The sequence below is a fragment of the Cyanobacteriota bacterium genome (assembly GCA_025054735.1).
GTDB lineage: Bacteria > Cyanobacteriota > Cyanobacteriia > SKYG9 > SKYG9 > SKYG9.
In genome coordinates this window covers 1-2,615 of sequence record JANWZG010000480.1, presented here as the reverse complement: position 1 = coordinate 2,615, position 2,615 = coordinate 1, and the positions used below count along the sequence as shown (strand labels likewise).

Here is a 2,615-nt window from a genome sequence, read left to right as displayed (position 1 = left end):
AACGCAAACCGTGTTATAGCCATTCTCCACACCCGTCTTCATTTCTACCAAACCATCCGGACGATAGGACTCTAACCGCCGACTAATTTCGTTGCAGCGGCGCTCTGGACTCCAACCACCTCCCATAGCACTAGGCACCGCCCATGGATAAGCTTGTCCAGGCTGGCTTTCTGGCAAATACATCACGGTGTACTGTCCATTATTCACTTGGCAAACAAAACGAGGGCCGCTGGCTGTAGGGCTAGGTACGGGCGAACCTTGGGGACTAGGGGCAGGATTACTAACTTGGGCATTCGCCACCATAACTAGGGGAGCCAATCCGCTGATAGCAATCAAGCTACCAAGCAGTAGGGATGAGCGAGTAAGCGGTAGCATAAGGGTGAGGACTCCGTAACGGTAATTTACTATCAGTTGCTAGATTTGGTCACTGGCAGTTGGAAGTACAACTACGAGGAACCAGTGACAAAGGATGAGTAACTATTCATTGATTGTTTACACTCTAATCAATGAATGAATTGATCGACCATCACACTTGCTAGACTACGATCGTATCTGCTAAGTTCCACCCTGATTGTTCATTCCCTTAAGCACTTGTGTTCCAAAATACTACCATCAGCCGCCGTCAAGCGTTGGATCTCTTGCTGAAATCAGCCGCCGCCACTGGTGCTATCGTCGTGGGCGGATTGCTGATTGCCGATTGGCGCAAAAACCAGCGGGGAAGCACTCTATTTGCCGGGGACTTGCTTAACCCCAAGCATCCCTTGCCAGAGCATTTGCTAACGCCGATCGACGAGTTTTATGTCCAGTCCTACGCGCTGTTACCCCCTACCCTCAAGGCAACAGACTGGCAGTTACAGATTGATGGTGCCGTCACTAATCCCCTTACCATATCTTGGGATGAGGTGTTAGCAGCCCCCCAGCAAGACATTTACCTGACGATGGAGTGTATTGGCAACCAAACAGGCGGTAACTTGATTGGCAATGCCCTGTGGACGGGCACCCCCCTATTACCCTGGTTACAGCGAGCAGGTGTGCTGCCAGAGGCAACAGAATGGGTGATGCACGGGGCAGATAGCTATGAAACTACCTTACCGATCGCTGAGCTAATGCGCCCAGACGTGCGGCTAGTCCATCGTATGAATGGCGAACCCCTAACCCGTGACCATGGCTACCCGATGCGAATTATCATTCCTGGTCACTATGGGCAGAAGCAGCCTAAGTGGATTGTGCGCCTAGAGGCGATCGCTAAACCCAAGCGTGGGTATTGGGAACGACAGGGCTGGTCAAATACCGCCATTATCCCCACCCATAGCCTTGTACGCCAGCTCCAGGCCGATCGGGTCTGGAACCGTCACCATCGGGTTAGCTTTACCAAAGATGGTGAGTTAGGTTGGGGCAGCGGAGTATTGATTGCTGGCGTAGCCCTTGATGGCACTGCACCCATTAGTCGGGTAATGGTAAGCACTGACGATGGTTCCACTTGGCAATCCGCCGAGCAGTCACATCCTGACTCGCCCCACGAATGGACGCTATGGCGCTATTTTTGGCAACCTACACAACCCGGTAATTACACAGTGCTAGCACGGGCAGAAACCAGCAACACTCAACAATCTCTAGAGGACGATAATCCTAAGGATGGCAGTAGTGGAGCCTTACGTATCTTTGTGACATTGAGCTAGCCAAGCAAGGGGCACCAGGCAGTAGTCTGTCAACGTCAATGTGGTTATACGTGGTTAGAATAGAGACACCTTGCCAGCTTGCCGGAGGGTTATTATGGTTCAATTTGTACCCGGTGCAGCAGCCAAAACCCTGCCCACCATGTTCGATTTACCCAGTGAAAACCCAGAGGATCCTGGATTGCCCGACGAATATCACCTGCGCCAACTGCCCATCTTGCACCAGACCTGTCGCCCCCCTGTGTGCTCCCCAGAGCAAGTCTTTACGGCTGGTGACCTGCATGTTTACTACGACCCAGAGCATCTCAACTGGTACAAACGTCCCGACTGGTTTGTTGTGGTAGGCGTTCCCAAACTCTACCGACAGCAATACCTACGACAGAGTTACGTTGTGTGGGATGAGGGTGTAGCTCCCCTTATGGTGATTGAGTTTCTGTCCCCTGGCACAGAGGCAGAAGACTTGGGCAAAACCCAGCGAGAACCGGGCACCCCTCCCACTAAATGGCAGGTCTATGAGCAGATTTTGCAGATTCCCTACTACGCTGTGTTTGACTCAGAAACTAGCCAACTGCGAGGATTTCAGCTACAGGCAGGCAGCTATCAAGAAGTGACGATCTCTGGTCAGGGCTGGTGGATTGAACCATTACAGTTGGGTTTGGGCGTCTGGCAGGGCCGTTGTGATGGCGCGGAACGGACATGGTTACGGTGGTACGACCAACAGGGACGGTGGATTCCCACACAGGAGGAACTGACAGAACAGGAGCGAATGCAAAAAGAACAAGCACAGCAGCGGGCGGAACAGGCACAGCAGCGGGCAGAACAGTTGGCAGCCTACCTGCGCTCTCTAGGCATTGACCCCGATGACATCGCCCCCTAATCAGGGGTCTGGCATCTTTGCCTACGGTTGTATACCAATGTCTCCTAACAGAAGTAGAGAAC

At 52.6% G+C, this 2,615-nt stretch carries 3 protein-coding genes; 2 read left to right on the top strand and 1 reads right to left on the bottom strand.

The window, feature by feature from the left end:
- On the bottom strand, nt 1-303 hold a 303-nt coding region (locus NZ772_17085), incomplete at its 3' end, for a COP23 domain-containing protein (protein ID MCS6815271.1).
- A 290-nt stretch (nt 304-593) separates the two neighbouring features.
- Between NZ772_17085 and NZ772_17080 the strand changes: the two genes are divergently transcribed.
- Both NZ772_17080 and NZ772_17075 read left to right on the top strand, forming a co-directional pair.
- The gene (locus tag NZ772_17080; GenBank protein ID MCS6815270.1) at nt 594-1,679 is read left to right on the top strand and encodes a molybdopterin-dependent oxidoreductase; all 1,086 of its coding nucleotides are present in this window, start codon (nt 594-596) and stop codon (nt 1,677-1,679) included.
- 94 nt (nt 1,680-1,773) lie between these two features.
- Nucleotides 1,774-2,553 (top strand): Uma2 family endonuclease, encoded by a 780-nt coding sequence (locus NZ772_17075; protein ID MCS6815269.1) that lies wholly within the window; start codon nt 1,774-1,776, stop codon nt 2,551-2,553.
- Nucleotides 2,554-2,615: the final 62 nt, after the last annotated feature.